22 protein-coding genes are annotated in these 12133 nt (G+C 62.3%); 10 read left to right on the top strand and 12 right to left on the bottom strand.

Annotated features, from left to right (window positions below; genetic code table 11):
• Positions 1-285 precede the first annotated feature (285 nt).
• From K3174_RS09595 to K3174_RS09605, 3 genes are all read left to right on the top strand, one after another.
• Entirely contained in the window at positions 286-630 is a 345-nt protein-coding gene (locus K3174_RS09595) for an HPF/RaiA family ribosome-associated protein (protein ID WP_221558048.1), read from the top strand.
• A gap of 13 nt (positions 631-643) precedes the next feature.
• Entirely contained in the window at positions 644-1198 is a 555-nt protein-coding gene (locus tag K3174_RS09600) for a hypothetical protein (protein WP_221558049.1), read from the top strand.
• Positions 1199-1366: 168 nt separating this feature from the next.
• Positions 1367-1954 carry a fasciclin domain-containing protein gene (locus tag K3174_RS09605; RefSeq protein ID WP_221558050.1) on the top strand — a complete coding sequence of 196 codons (588 nt, stop codon included), beginning with the start codon at positions 1367-1369 and terminating at the stop codon, positions 1952-1954.
• Positions 1955-2021: 67 nt separating this feature from the next.
• Here K3174_RS09605 and K3174_RS09610 read toward each other — a convergent pair whose 3' ends face one another.
• From K3174_RS09610 to K3174_RS09620, 3 genes are read right to left on the bottom strand one after another with little or no spacing between them, the layout of a single operon-like run.
• Positions 2022-2447 (bottom strand): hypothetical protein, encoded by a 426-nt coding sequence (locus K3174_RS09610; RefSeq protein ID WP_221558051.1) that lies wholly within the window; start codon positions 2445-2447, stop codon positions 2022-2024.
• A 5-nt stretch (positions 2448-2452) separates the two neighbouring features.
• Positions 2453-2800 carry a hypothetical protein gene (locus K3174_RS09615; protein ID WP_221558052.1) on the bottom strand — a complete coding sequence of 116 codons (348 nt, stop codon included), beginning with the start codon at positions 2798-2800 and terminating at the stop codon, positions 2453-2455.
• Positions 2801-2852: 52 nt separating this feature from the next.
• Positions 2853-3350 carry a helix-turn-helix domain-containing protein gene (locus tag K3174_RS09620; RefSeq protein WP_221558053.1) on the bottom strand — a complete coding sequence of 166 codons (498 nt, stop codon included), beginning with the start codon at positions 3348-3350 and terminating at the stop codon, positions 2853-2855.
• Positions 3351-3715: 365 nt separating this feature from the next.
• Here K3174_RS09620 and K3174_RS09625 point away from each other — a divergent pair, with 365 nt between their 5' ends.
• The 4 genes from K3174_RS09625 (at position 3716) to K3174_RS09640 (ending at position 5552) form a co-directional block, all read left to right on the top strand.
• Positions 3716-4105, top strand: a complete 390-nt coding sequence (locus K3174_RS09625) for a hypothetical protein (protein WP_247712060.1) — start codon at positions 3716-3718, stop codon at positions 4103-4105.
• 202 nt (positions 4106-4307) lie between these two features.
• Positions 4308-4754: a COG3650 family protein gene (locus tag K3174_RS09630; protein ID WP_221558055.1), complete on the top strand. Its 447-nt coding sequence runs from the start codon at positions 4308-4310 to the stop codon at positions 4752-4754.
• The gene (locus tag K3174_RS09635; RefSeq protein WP_221558056.1) at positions 4754-5107 is read left to right on the top strand and encodes a hypothetical protein; all 354 of its coding nucleotides are present in this window, start codon (positions 4754-4756) and stop codon (positions 5105-5107) included. Before K3174_RS09630 ends, K3174_RS09635 begins: the two co-directional genes overlap by 1 nt.
• Positions 5100-5552 carry a DUF3429 domain-containing protein gene (locus K3174_RS09640; protein ID WP_221558057.1) on the top strand — a complete coding sequence of 151 codons (453 nt, stop codon included), beginning with the start codon at positions 5100-5102 and terminating at the stop codon, positions 5550-5552. Before K3174_RS09635 ends, K3174_RS09640 begins: the two co-directional genes overlap by 8 nt.
• On the opposite strand, the gene K3174_RS09645 is transcribed toward K3174_RS09640, so the two are convergent.
• On the bottom strand, positions 5549-5884 hold the full coding sequence (locus K3174_RS09645; RefSeq protein WP_221558058.1) for an Mpo1-like protein: 336 nt from the start codon (positions 5882-5884) through the stop codon (positions 5549-5551). The genes K3174_RS09640 and K3174_RS09645 overlap by 4 nt on opposite strands.
• Positions 5884-7299, bottom strand: coding sequence for a S41 family peptidase (locus K3174_RS09650; protein ID WP_345719620.1), 1416 nt, complete (start codon positions 7297-7299; stop codon positions 5884-5886). The genes K3174_RS09645 and K3174_RS09650 overlap by 1 nt, the downstream gene beginning before the upstream one ends.
• Before the next feature lie 241 nt (positions 7300-7540).
• On the opposite strand from K3174_RS09650, the gene K3174_RS09655 reads away from it, so the two are divergent.
• Positions 7541-8125, top strand: a complete 585-nt coding sequence (locus K3174_RS09655; RefSeq protein WP_221558060.1) for a YbhB/YbcL family Raf kinase inhibitor-like protein — start codon at positions 7541-7543, stop codon at positions 8123-8125.
• A gap of 25 nt (positions 8126-8150) precedes the next feature.
• Complete coding sequence (locus tag K3174_RS09660) at positions 8151-8402, top strand: SWIB/MDM2 domain-containing protein (RefSeq protein ID WP_221558061.1); 252 nt, start codon at positions 8151-8153, stop codon at positions 8400-8402.
• Positions 8403-8408: 6 nt separating this feature from the next.
• Here K3174_RS09660 and K3174_RS09665 read toward each other — a convergent pair whose 3' ends face one another.
• The 3 genes from K3174_RS09665 to K3174_RS09675 are packed head-to-tail and all read right to left on the bottom strand — an operon-like array spanning position 8409 to position 9528.
• Positions 8409-8807 carry a DoxX family protein gene (locus tag K3174_RS09665; RefSeq protein WP_221558062.1) on the bottom strand — a complete coding sequence of 133 codons (399 nt, stop codon included), beginning with the start codon at positions 8805-8807 and terminating at the stop codon, positions 8409-8411.
• On the bottom strand, positions 8804-9241 hold the full coding sequence (locus tag K3174_RS09670) for a cupin domain-containing protein (protein ID WP_221558063.1): 438 nt from the start codon (positions 9239-9241) through the stop codon (positions 8804-8806). The genes K3174_RS09665 and K3174_RS09670 overlap by 4 nt, the downstream gene beginning before the upstream one ends.
• Positions 9238-9528, bottom strand: a complete 291-nt coding sequence (locus K3174_RS09675) for a DUF427 domain-containing protein (protein ID WP_221558064.1) — start codon at positions 9526-9528, stop codon at positions 9238-9240. Before K3174_RS09675 ends, K3174_RS09670 begins: the two co-directional genes overlap by 4 nt.
• A gap of 110 nt (positions 9529-9638) precedes the next feature.
• Between K3174_RS09675 and K3174_RS09680 the strand changes: the two genes are divergently transcribed.
• The gene (locus K3174_RS09680; RefSeq protein ID WP_247712061.1) at positions 9639-10871 is read left to right on the top strand and encodes a dipeptidase; all 1233 of its coding nucleotides are present in this window, start codon (positions 9639-9641) and stop codon (positions 10869-10871) included.
• A gap of 39 nt (positions 10872-10910) precedes the next feature.
• Here K3174_RS09680 and K3174_RS09685 read toward each other — a convergent pair whose 3' ends face one another.
• From K3174_RS09685 to K3174_RS09700, 4 genes are read right to left on the bottom strand one after another with little or no spacing between them, the layout of a single operon-like run.
• Positions 10911-11354, bottom strand: coding sequence for a DUF1810 domain-containing protein (locus K3174_RS09685; protein WP_221558066.1), 444 nt, complete (start codon positions 11352-11354; stop codon positions 10911-10913).
• Positions 11335-11526 (bottom strand): DUF3008 family protein, encoded by a 192-nt coding sequence (locus tag K3174_RS09690; protein WP_221558067.1) that lies wholly within the window; start codon positions 11524-11526, stop codon positions 11335-11337. The genes K3174_RS09685 and K3174_RS09690 overlap by 20 nt, the downstream gene beginning before the upstream one ends.
• Positions 11526-11753 carry a hypervirulence associated TUDOR domain-containing protein gene (locus K3174_RS09695; RefSeq protein ID WP_221558068.1) on the bottom strand — a complete coding sequence of 76 codons (228 nt, stop codon included), beginning with the start codon at positions 11751-11753 and terminating at the stop codon, positions 11526-11528. The genes K3174_RS09690 and K3174_RS09695 overlap by 1 nt, the downstream gene beginning before the upstream one ends.
• 19 nt (positions 11754-11772) lie before the next feature.
• Positions 11773-12084 carry a hypothetical protein gene (locus K3174_RS09700; protein WP_221558069.1) on the bottom strand — a complete coding sequence of 104 codons (312 nt, stop codon included), beginning with the start codon at positions 12082-12084 and terminating at the stop codon, positions 11773-11775.
• Between the last annotated feature and the right edge of the window lie 49 nt (positions 12085-12133).

The following is a 12133-nucleotide window of genomic DNA, read 5'->3' on the forward strand; positions in this document are numbered from 1 at the left end:
CGGCGATTCCACTTTCCTACACACCTCCGTCTGTGGCTCATCATGCCGGATGACCGACAGCACACCCGCACCGACCGCCCGGTCCTCCCAGCCTCCCGCCCGCAAGCCGACGCCGATCCGCACAAGCCGGCTGTTTTTGCGCCTGGACAGTGTAACATGCGGTCCATGTCTCGCCCGTTACCGCCGCGAAACCGGGGCTGAGCGTGGCCGGGTTGCGCTGGACATGCGGAGCGCAATCCCCATCTCGGGCGTTAGAGGATGGAACGGCAAAAGGAGAAAAAAGCCATGCAGGTCCAGTTCAATTCCGACAGCAGCGTGATGGGTACGGACAACGTCGCCGAGCGGATCGAAGCGCGCGTGCGCGAGAAGCTGGGGCGGTTCTCCGAACGGCTGACGCGGCTGGAAGTGCATATCCATAACGATCACCGCCACACGCACGGCCATGACGACAAGGCCTGCACCATCGAAGCGCGCCCGCGCGGCGGCAAGCCGGTCGGCGTGACCGGGCACGGTGCCACGGTGGACGATGCGGCGCGCAAGGCCGCCAGCACGCTCGCCCAGCGGCTGACCCGGCTGTTCGGCAAGGAGAGCCGCCACGGGCACGACCCGCGCCCCGACAAGGTCCTGTGAGGGCGATCGGAGGATGAGGTACCTCGCGATCACTGCCATGCCGCTGGCCCTGGGCCTGGCCGCCTGCGGTTCGGAGCCCGCGCCGGATGCGGCCGGCGAAACGACCGGCCTGCCCATCGGTTCGGCCAGCGCCAGCACCTCGGGCAGCGCGACTGCCGCGCCGCCCGCCGATGCCGCGCCCACGCCGGACATGGCGGGGGCCTGGGACATGACCTCCAGCGGCGAGGGGGACGGGCTGTTCTTTGCCGCGGCCCAGGGTGAGCCGGCGAGGGTGCATGTCTTCTGCCCGTCCGGCGGCGGCGTGCTGGTCAATGTGAACGCTTTCCGCCCTATCGCCAGCGAGGAGCGGATGACCTTCGGCTCCGGTGCCGATGCGGTCACGCTGGTCGCCGATCCCGCCGGGGACGATCTGCGCGGCGGCGTGAGCGGCGAGGGTGAGGTGCCCACCGATCTCGGTGTGGTGCTGACCGGCGGCGTGGCCGTGCGCTACGGGACACAGGATATCGGCCCGCTACCGCCCGTTCCCGCCGCCATGGCACGCGATTTCGTGGCGGGCTGCACCGACTGAGGCGGGATGGGCGGGCGACGCAGCGCGGCTCGTCGCATGTCGCGCCCGTCCTGCCACATTGCGGCGAAATCTGGGCACATCTGGTGGGCGTGCTCGTTCGAATCGTGACGCGCAAGCCGGGTGTGCCGGTTTGGGCAATGTTGGAACTCGATTCACAAAGGTCTGAACATGAACAAGATCACGATTGCGCTCGCCTCTGCCGCCTCGCTGGCCATTGCCGCCTGCGCCGAGGAACCGGCCGATACCACCGCCGTTGACGAAGATGCCGCCATGGCCGACCAGATGGCGAACGATACCGCCACCGAAGCCGGCACGATCGTCGAGGTCGCTCAGGGCAATCCCGATTTCTCCACGCTGGTTGCGGCCGTAACTGCGGCCGATCTGGGTGAAACCCTGTCGGGCCCGGGGCCTTACACGGTCTTCGCACCGAACAACGCGGCCTTCGACAAGATACCGCAGGCCACGCGCGACGAACTGATGAGCGAAGCTGGCAAGGCCGACCTTGCAGGTATCCTCACCTATCACGTGGTCGAAGGTGAAACCCTCGCCGCGGCGCTGACGCAGGCGATCGAGGGGGCGGGCGAAGAAGGCTACGAAATCACGACCGTCAATGGCGGCACGCTGACCGCGACGATGGAAGGCGGCAATGTCGTGCTGACCGACGCGGCGGGCAACAAGGCGACCGTCACGGCGACCGACATCGAAGCCTCGAACGGCGCGATCCATGTGATCGACACCGTTCTGATGCCTTCCTAAGAGGAACGGCATAGATTGAAGCGAAGGGCGGTCCGCACGGGTCGCCCTTCCTCTTTCGGGGGTGTCGTCAGGGCTTGGGGCCGGTCACGCCGCGGCGCTGGTCGGCGATCAGCCCGGCCACCATGACGAGCAGGGCCGGGATCGACCAGAACGCGGCAACCCGCTCGGCAATGATGTGCTGGTCGCCCGGCAGGAACAGGGCGGCAAGTTCGAATAGCAGCGTCGTCGCATGGCAGGCCGAGAACCAGATCGGCCAGTACTTCCGGCTCGAAAGAGCATATCGCACGATCACCGCCAGCAGGGCGACGTCGACCAGCGCCACCAGGGCGAGCGCGATGCTTTCAGGGAAGAACATGTGCGTGGCGGCGCTGAGCGCCGCCGCCGCGGCGATCGCCAGTATCGCCTTGCGATCGTGCCAATCGCCTGCCTGCCATCCGATCGCCAGCGCTGCGAGCAGGAACAACCAGAAGGCAAGCAGGAAGATCGCGTTCATCGTGTCTAGGCGGCCCGGTTGGCGAAGACCTTGCCGTCCGTACGGGCACTCGGTTCATGGAGCGGTGGACATCCGAAGCCCACGGTCTCCAGGTTCGATGCCTTCTGGATCTTGATCAGTTCGCGCGTCGCGCGGCCGATATCCTCGTGGCTCTCGATCGCATTCGTCAGCCCGGTTCCGGCCATCGATAGCGCGCCTTGGGCGGTGCCGACCGGCAGGCGCGAAGCCTTGCTGACTTCCACGATGCTTGCGCAGAGATGCGCGATCGACATCACCGCCTGATCGACAGCGTCGATCGATTTCTGCGTGTCGTTGGCTACCACCCGGCCTGCCGCCGTTTCGATTTCATGCATGGGTCCATCCTTTCTCGTCGCGTCCGGAAGCGGACCCGACCCATGGATTAAGTCATCTGGCGGCACTGCTGACTATCTCAGAAAGACCCAAAATGGAGAGAAGAACGAGGCAGGTTAGCATCGAGCAGAAAGTCGCGAGCCTCACAATCCAGGATATGCGGTCCCTGACCGAAGCGGTGTTCGAAGATCCACCAATCGGCGGGAGCAGGGGCAGGGAGGCTGGAGTCAGGGAGTCGAGTTCGACCGAGCGGTTCGTACGATCGGGAGCCGAAAACTCTGTCACCGAACCGGTTGCCACACGAGGAAGGGCAACATCGGCGGCAGCAGACGGATCGAGGCGGTCGATTTCATGCAACCGGGAGATGGCCTCGAGGCGGTTCTTGACGCCCAGATTTTCCAGAGCAACCGCGATATGCTGATCGACAGTGCGTGGAGAGATATTCAGTTCGCGGGCAATCTGCTTCGACGACAGTCCACCTTTAAGCAACAACAGACACTCTTTCTGTCGTCCAGTGAGCGGACTACCTGAAGGCTGAACAACCGGCGACATCGATTCATCCGTTCTGATGCTAAACTTTCAGCACCGAGAAATTTCCGTTTCCTGCGCCCTGGTTGACAGCATTTATATAGCAGAATTGTTCGCAGACTTCACTAATATTTATTTTCGGTTTGTGAAAGTCTGTGGACACAATTTTCAGGTGGTCGCAAGGAACCTGCGCCTTTCACACGCGCTGTGTCGACATGAGATGCGTCGCTATCCCCCTCGTCCTGGCATTGGTCGCCGCTTGTTCGTCCCCGACCGATGATGAGTCAACCTCGGTTGCGGACCAACGTTCCGCCCCTGTCGCGACACCTCCGCCCGATCCCATTGCCTCACCGGGAAGCAAGACGTTGTCTCTCGAGGGATTGGGCGGATTGACGATCGGCGAACCGGTACCCGAAGGCAGCGGCTTTGTCGCCGGCGAAGGACAGATCGGAAATGGATGCGAAACGCTCACTTCTCCCGATTGGCCAGGTGTATATGCCATCCGGGTTGGGGATGATGTCCGTCGCATCTCGGTATCGGATGGCAGCGATGTAGCGCTGCTCGAAGGGGTCGGCCCTGGCTCCACCATCGCGCAGGTGCGTGAAGCCTTCCCCAGCTTTCGCGAGGAGCCGCATAAGTACACCGGACCAGAGGGCAAGTATCTGACGCAGCCCGGCGACGATCCGCGACTCCGGTTCGAGATCGATCCCGACGGCAGGGTGTCGATCGTGCATGTCGGACTGATGCCGGAACTCGGCTTTGTCGAAGGCTGTGCCTGAGCTTTGTTCGGGTGTTCGGCGCTTCGCCGAACACCCCTTCGCCCGCGAGCGAATTGGCGCTTGCTCTCGTGCAATTATCGTGGCCCTTTGCCGGGCAGCTTGGTGCTCGATACGCCATGGCTCGACGCAACGGTTGCCGCCGAAGGACAGACAGCATCCGGGCAGAAACGGTCGACTTTATCCGCAGTCACAGGAAAGCAGCATGAAACTTCGCCTATCGCTCATCACTCCGATTGCCTTGCTGGTGGCGTGCACAGCCAACGAGGACACAGCCAGCGAGGAGAATGCATCGCAAGGTCCCGGTACCGGCACATTCGATGCGATCGCCGAGGGCGAGGTGGTGCACTATACCGGCACGGAACCATTCTGGGGAGGTGCTGCCGGAGGGGGCGTGGCAACCTATTCGACGCCCGAAAACCCGGACGGTACGGAGTTTCCGGTCGAACGTTTTGCTGGCAATAACGGCCTCGGGATCAGCGGACAAATCGACGGAGAGCCATTCGATCTGACGATAACGCCGGGCGAATGTTCGGACGCCATGAGCGATCGTACCTATCCCTTCACCGCTACACTGCTGCTTGGCGAAGAGCAGCGGCAAGGATGCGCATGGACAGACAGTCAGCCTTTCAGCGGCCCGGAAGCGCCATAATGGCGATACCGGCAGAGCGCGGCTGGCGCATGTTCTTCTGGGCAGCGGCGGCGTATAACTTCACGATCGGCCTCGGCGCCTTTGTCTTGGCGGAATGGGGCAGTCCGGATGCGGTGAGCGCGGTGCTGATCTTCTGCTTCGGAATTCTCTACGCTCTCATTGCCCGCCAGCCGCGGCGGTTCGCTCCGGTGCTTCTCGCGGGTTTGTTGGGCAAGGGGCTGGTTGTCGTCATGCTCGGCCCGCCGAACTGGAGCGAGGGAGGCGACCCTGTTATTGGCACTATTGTCGCTGGCGACCTGATCTTCGCTTTGGGTTTCGCGGCCTATCTGGCCCGGTACCGTCTCCATGGGTAGCGTGCCGACCCTGCCGCGCTGGCTCGGGCTGGCGGGTCTGCTGCCCCAGCTCGCCTGCGTAGTCATATTGTATGTCGGCCCGCCCGAATGGCGCCAGTCGGCGCAAGCGATTAGCCTCGCCTATGCCGCGCTTATCCTGTCATTCCTGGGCGGGACATGGTGGGGGTTCGCTGCCATGGCACCAGCGGCCGAGCGTCGGCGAGCGCTGGGCTGGTTGTGGGTCGCCGCCGTTCTGCCGTGTCTGGCGGGGTTGGCCTGTTTCTTTCCCGCGATCTTCGGCTGGGAGTCGCCCGAGCCATCGCTGGTCATGTTGGCGGGCGCGCTGCTTGTCAGCCTTGGCGTCGATGCCAGACTCGGCCCTTTGGCCCCGCGTTGGTGGATGTCGTTACGTGCGCCGCTTTCGATAGGCCTCGGTCTGCTGACCATGGCGGCTGCGCTGGCCTAGTCTTCGATAACGCCTGCCGCCTCCAGCTCGGGACCAAGCTTCCCGGTGAGCCACATCCACCACATGCGAAAGTCTGCCCGCAAACTCCACAAGGGATAAGTGAAGGTCGCGGGCCGGTTCTTTTCGTGCCCGAAATGCGCGACCCATGCGAAGAAGTATCCCGCGACCGGCAGCGCGGCGAGCAACCCCCATTTGCCAGTCACCAGCGTTGCGACAGCCAGCGCTACAACCAGACTTGTGCCGATATAATGCAGAGCGCGCGTCCCGGGCCGCGAATGCTCGCGCAGGTAGAATGGCCAGAACGCTGCAAAAGTGTTGTAGCGTTCGACCATCACTGCAATCCCGGGATCTCGATCTGCGCAGGGCTGGGTACGTTGGGCATCATGAGTTCGCGTCGTTCGGGTGCCGCACTGCTGGCCGCAGTCGTGCCGGGCACCGCTGCGATTGCGGTGCAACTCCGCCCTGCGAGGAAATCGAGCGCGGTCGCGATTGAGCCTTCGGTCGGGTCGCCCAGCTGTTTCGTGATGTCGTCCGGTGCTTCGCAGGTCTTCGGCATCACGGCGGCCAGGCCCGAATAGTAATCGCCCCCGTCATTTGTATTGACCGTGCGAAAGGCCACCAGGCGCAGACGGTCGTCGCAAGCCGAGCGGTCGCGCGCGATCTGACCTACCGGTTTGCCGAACGTGTCGGTGCCGACGAGCGCGAGATTGTTATTGAGATAGGGGATGAAGGCGTTGGCCACCAACTCACTGGCGGATGCCGTTCCTCCGGTGCCGATTACCGCGATCCGGCTCGCAGCGATAGCCTGGGGTTCGGTGGCGAACAGTCGGGTTTCGTCGAGCGCGCTTTTGGAATCGCGGTATATCGTCTTGCTGAAAATCTGACCGGTTCTGTTGGCGCCCAGCAGATCGCCCAGCAAATCGGCGACCGAAACCAGACCTCCGCCATTGTAGCGGAAATCGAGGATGACCTGCGTCACGCCTTCGTTGCGGAACGTGCCGAATGCCTCCCGCAACTGGCGATTGGCATCTTCGACGATGAATGTACGCAGATTGACGTAGCCGACCTTGGTCCCTCCATTATCGAGGATTCTCGCGCCGTAGCGGTCGGAGATCGGATCGAGCGAGAATTCGGCCTTGGCCAAGGAGGCCGTGAATTCGCTGCTGTCCAGCTGGCGGACCGTCAGGCTGCGCGTAACGCCTGAATCGTTCGGGCCAAGTGCATTGACGACCGCCTGCGGCCCGCCGCTCGCCATCAGCGAAGCGACGCTCTGCCCGCCGATCGCAACGATCTCGCTGCCACGATCGATGCCCTCGGCAAATGCCGGCCCATTTTCGAATGCTTCGACCACGAAGACCCGATTTGCCGCCTGATCGTAGGCCAGACGGATGCCGAAACCTGCGCTCGATCCGCTGCTGATCAGCGCATTTTCTTCGGCGATGGATGTGAGGAAGGTAAAAAAGCGATCACGGTCCTGCGCCCGGGCCGGGGCAACCACCGCGTCGATATAGCTCTGGACCGTAGAATGGTTTGTCCGATTGACGGTCTGATCGAGCAGGTCGGGAAAGAGATACCATTCGTTGAGCTGAGAGAGCACCCAGTCCTGCCTGCTCCCGAGCGAGCAGCTCCCGGTGCTGCCGGTGTTGCCACCGCCGCTACTCGCACCGCCCCCCGCGGTACTGCCGCCCGAACTGCTTCCCCCGCCGCCGCCGCACGCCGCGAGCGAGAATGCCAGTGTTGCCGTCAAAAAAGTGCGACCCAGCCCCATATGATTGCTCCCAAGAATTTCCGCAAAACCCCTCTATGCGGAACGCCAGTAGGATCATGACGGCTTAATCGGGACTGAGCAATAGCGCGAATAACCGCCTGCAAGGCCCGTTTCCCCTTAAATCGGTGCAAATTTCGCCTTGCGGGATGGTCTGCCGTCGCGAGCTATGCCTTAAAGGCAGACCGAGAGATGTCCGCGATTGCGGAAAAGAGGAGATTTCATGGCGAGCGACGTTGCGCCTTGGGTATTGAATGCAGTCGGCGGAGGTCGTGTCGGCCATACTCTTACCCTGGAGAAGGTGGCTGACGAGCGGGTACTTGGTCGCGGTGGTTTTGCGTTGACCAGCGCAGCCTTTCGGCACGGTGGAGAACTCGATCCGTCATTTACTGCGATCGAGGAAGATGCCGTTGCACCTCCGCTCGAATGGACGCCGCCACCGCCGGGTGCGCAGGAACTCGTGCTCGTCGCCGAAGATGCCGACAAGGGACATGTTCATTGGACCGTTTGGGGTCTTCCGCCGCAGAAGGGCAAGCTGATGGAGGGCGAAACCCCGCCGCGTACCGGCAAGAACGCGCATGGCAATTCGGAGTGGTTGCTGCCCGATCCGCCGCTGGGCGAAGAGCACCGTTATGTTTTCCAGCTTTTCGCGATCGACCTCCCGCTGACACTTATGCCGGGGGCGACGCATGAAGAACTCGTCCGCAATCTGGACGGACACGTGACCGCCGCCGCGGTCCTGACTGCCCGGTTCGAAGGCCATGAGGTCGAGGAACTGGATGTCGAGGACCTCGACGACGTAGATTGAAGCATAGCCAAGGAAAGGAATAATCATGGCTGGCAAGAACAACGCACTGCAGAAGCCGGTGAATCTGTCGCCGGAGCTTGAGGATGTCGTGGGCAAGGGTCCGATGACCCGTGCCCAGGTCACCTCCAAGGTGTGGGATCACATCAAGGCGAACAACCTGCAGGATTCCAAGGACAAGCGCATGATCAATCCCGATGCCAAGCTTGGCGCGGTGATCGGCAAGGACCAGATCTCCATGTTCAAGATGACGGGCGCCGTCTCCAAGCACATGAGTTGATCCGGACTATCGGCGGCGGAACGGCCAGTCCGTGACGCCGCCGGTCCACAGAGCCAGCCATACGATCAGGGGCTGCGCAAACATCCTCGGCACGTGATAGCCGAGGCCGAGGCCACCATCGGGCCGCGTCATATCGAGCGCAAAATGGTGGATATTCGCTGGAAAAACGCAGACTGCATATAGCGCGAGCCCCACGGCGCCCGCGCGGCGCAGCGGCTGGCTGAACCATTGTGCCAGCGCCACGGCGCCGAAAAGTTCGGCGATACCCGTCCAGAAGACAAATGCCTCCGGGACAGGCACCCATTCCGGCATGATCGAGAGAAAGGGCGCAGGTCTGAGGAGATGCGCCACACCTGCGATGGCATAGAAAGCTGCCAGCAGCCAGCGCATGCCAGCCCTGATCATTTGCCCGGATGCCAATCGGGACGTGCCAGTTCGAAACCGGAAAACTCGAAGCCGGGTGACACGACACATGAAAGCAAGGTATAGCCCGCCTCGCCATCGCAGGGGCGAGCAGCTTGCCACCAATAGGGCGGGATGACGTGCTGGGCCGACTGACCCGCTATAACCTCCGGGCCGAGTGCGACATGTTCGACAGGCCCTGCATCGCCCGCTGCCAGCGACAGTTCCAGAGGATCGCCTGCGTGCCAAAGCCAGATTTCGGTGGCATCGATCCGGTGCCAGTGGGAGTGCTGTCCTTGTTCGAGCAGGAAAAGGATCGCGGTCGCGCTGGCCCGCTCTCCCTCGGCGGAGGGCGCGCGCCAGGTTTCGCGATACCACCCACCTTCGGGATGCGGTTCGAGCCCAAGCCGCTCGATGATAACCTTCGGTTCGCTCACTCTTCGGTCACTTCCACGCCCTTCCAAAAGGCAATTCGGCCCTTGATTTCGGCGGCAGCTTCCTTGGGTGCCGGGTAGTACCAAGCCGCGTCCTCGTTGATCTTGCCCCCTGCCTGAATCGAGTGATAGCTTGCCGTGCCCTTCCACGGGCACACGCTGGTGGTCTCGCTAGGCACCAGCACACCGCGTGCGACATCGTTCGCGGGGAAGTAGTGATTGCCTTCTACAATGATCGTGTCGTCGCTGCGCGCGAGCATTTCGCCATTCCAGCGGGCTATGATCGTCATGACTAGGGCCTTTCCTTGTCGCATCTCTTTGCTAGGACAGTCCGCAAGATAACAAGGGGTTCCTGTTTATGCGCCGTTTCCTGCTTGCGACCGCCACCACCGCCCTCGTCATGAGCAGCCCGACAATGGCTCAAGACAGCGCCGAAAGCACGGCGGCCGCAGCGCTCGATGCGGCGCCGGTGTGGGATGGGCACAATGACGTGCCGATCCAGCTGCGTTCGCGCGTCGGCAATGTCATCGACGGTTTCGATTTCCGCGACACGCTGGATACGGCCACTGCCGGGAGATCGGCGATGCATTCGGACCTTGTCAGGCTGCGGGAAGGCAAGGTCGGGGCGCAATGGTGGTCGGTATATGTCAGCGCCGATCTGCCGGAGCCTGAGGCGGTGCAGGCAACGGTCGAACAGATCGACGTCACCAAGCGGCTGATCGCGCGCTATCCCGATGACATGCAGCTCGCCCTGACCGCCGACGATGTCGAGGAAGCGATGGCGGCAGGCCGGATCGCGTCGCTTCTGGGCATGGAAGGCGGACATTCGATCGGCTCCAGCCTCGCCGTGCTGCGCCAAATGTACGATCTGGGCGCTCGTTACATGACGTTGACCCACGGCAAGACGCTGAGCTGGGCCGACAGCGCCACCGACGCGCCGAAGCACGATGGCCTGAACGCATTCGGGATGGATGTGGTGCGCGAAATGAACCGCATCGGCATGCTGGTCGATCTGAGCCATGTGAGCGAGGCGGCGATGATGGATGCGCTCGACGTTGCGCAGGCGCCGGTGATCTTCAGCCATTCGGGTGCGCGCGCTGTTACCGGCCATTTGCGCAACGTACCGGACAACGTTCTGACCCGCCTTCCCGCAAATGGCGGCATTGTGATGGTCGTCGCCCTGCCGTGGTTCATCACCGAGGATCTTCGTCAGCATGCGGCAGACCGGGTTGCCGAAGAAGCCCGTCTGAAGGCCTTGTATCCTGGACTTCCCGACACGGTCGAGGCGCAGTTGGCAAAGTGGGACGCGGAAAACCGCGCGCCGGTTTCGACCATCTCCGACATGGCCGATCATATCGACCATGTTCGCGATGTTGCGGGAATCGACCATATCGGCATTGGCGGCGATTACGACGGCATGCCGACCGGGCCGGTCGGCATGGAGGACGTCACCGGTTATCCGGCGCTGTTCGTGGAACTTGCCAAACGTGGCTATTCGCAGGACGATCTCGAGAAGATTTCCTCGCGCAACATGATGCGGGTGATGCGGGCGGCGGAAGCGTATGTTGCCAGTGTCGCGTCGATGACCCCGATCGAGTATCCGGCAGGTGAAGCTCGGGACGGCGAGGAATAGGCGCTCGAGCCGGGCGCCAGTTCTGCGATCAGCTTTTCGTCACAGCCTCTCCAGCGTCAGCGGATCGCGCTCGCCGGCAAAGAACTGCTCCAGCGCATCGGCGAACACCTGTGAATCCTCGTCGTCGCAGGCGGCTTCGAAGAGGGTCATGGAACTGCGGAATTTCATCGCATCGACCGGGCCGAGGATATCCTTGGCGGTCATCGTTCCGGCCCAGTCGAGCATGGCTTCGGTGGCCTCGAACAGGCGTGGGCCGAGTTCCTCATGCGCGCAATATGCGTTTGCCTCTGCCTTTCCGGAGAGAGCGAATTTCTGCGCTTTGGCGCTTTTGCCAAGGCCTGCGATCTGCGGGAAGACGAACCACATCCAGTGGCTCGTTTTCGTCCCTTCGCGAATTTCATCCAGCGCGCGCTCGTATACGCCGCCGCCTTGAGCTTGCAGGAAGAGTGCAAAGTCGGCCTGTTCAGTCGGCTTTGTCGACATGATCGGGAAGTCCGTCGAGCTTGGTCGAGGCGTAGTCTTCCAGCGCCTCCTCGCTCATGCTGTCATACATGTCCTTGGATGCGCCCTGAAGATCGCTGACTTTGGTCTCACCGCGTTTGGCGGAAAGGGCTGCTCCTGCGGCGCGCTGCTGCGCCTTGGATTGTGCCGGCATTATCCTCGCGCCTCCAGTTCCGAACCGCGTTTGAGCACCTCGCTGCCATCCTCCTGCCTTATCAGATAGGCTGGATTGTCCTCATCGCCGTTCCTGGTCACTTCGCTGCCCTGCAGCGTACGCGAAACCTCACGCTCGAAGCGCTCTTTGATCTGGCCGGTGCCTTTGCCGTTGCCCCAGTTCCACTCGACATACTGGTCTGTCCTGAAGCTGTTGGGATTGTTCATAAGGCTTCTCTGCAGGTGATCAGTTCTCGACGACTTCCAGGCCGTCTTCCTCGGTGGTTTCGCCGGCTGGCGCTGCCACCTCGTCGTTACCCAGATCGGTCACGATACTGTCGGTATCGTCGCCATCATCCTCCATGGAAGAAATCTGGCCGCTGACCGTGCCTTCTTCCTCGACATCGCCGGTGGTCAGCGCAGGAACAATCCAGGTAATCGACAAAAGAACGATCGCCAGCAGCAATCCGCCTGCCAGTATCCAGCGGACGACGCCTTCTTTCGAGCCGCCGCTAGCTTCGGTATCGGTCACATGGATTTCATCGCCATGTCTATGCATCGAACATCTCCCTAAGGTTACGCCATTGCGCTTATACCTGTCAGGGTGA

Source organism: Qipengyuania qiaonensis, from assembly GCF_019711515.1.
In the GTDB taxonomy this organism is placed as follows: Bacteria; Pseudomonadota; Alphaproteobacteria; order Sphingomonadales; family Sphingomonadaceae; genus Qipengyuania; species Qipengyuania qiaonensis.